Annotated in this window: 1 protein-coding gene; it reads left to right on the top strand. The window is 39.7% G+C overall.

What is annotated here, in order from left to right:
* The coding region (locus IE260_RS43600) for an ABC transporter permease subunit (protein WP_189881055.1) at window positions 1–509 on the top strand (509 nt) is incomplete at both ends.

Here is a 509-nt window from a genome sequence, read left to right as displayed (position 1 = left end):
GTGCCGTGTGTATTTAGAAAGCATTCGCATCATCCCGCTTTTAGCATGGCTTTTTATCGTGTATTTTGGGTTAGCGAGCTGGTTTGATTTGCATATTAGCGCTGTTTTGGCGAGCGTGATTGTTTTTAGCTTGTGGGGTGGCGCTGAAATAATGGATTTAACCAGAGGGGTTTTAACTTCCGTGAGCAAACACCAAGTAGAAAGCGCTCTGGCTTTAGGCATGGATTCAAAAAGGGTGATTTTTAACATTATTTTCCCCCAAAGCTTTTTGTCTTTATTGCCCTCAAGCCTTAATTTATTCACGCGCATGATTAAAACCACAGCCTTAGTCTCTCTCATTGGAGCGATTGATTTGTTAAAAGTGGGCCAGCAAATCATAGAGATTAACCTCTTACGCATGCCCAATGCGAGCTTTGTGGTTTATGGCGTTATCTTAATGTTTTATTTTAGTTTATGCTATAGTTTGAGCCTGTATAGTTCCTATCTAGAAAAAAAATTCCAACACATTA

Origin of the sequence: Streptomyces viridiviolaceus (assembly GCF_014650995.1) — a bacterium.
Classification (GTDB): domain Bacteria; phylum Actinomycetota; class Actinomycetes; order Streptomycetales; family Streptomycetaceae; genus Streptomyces; species Streptomyces viridiviolaceus.
This window is presented reverse-complemented; position numbering and strand designations above follow the sequence as displayed.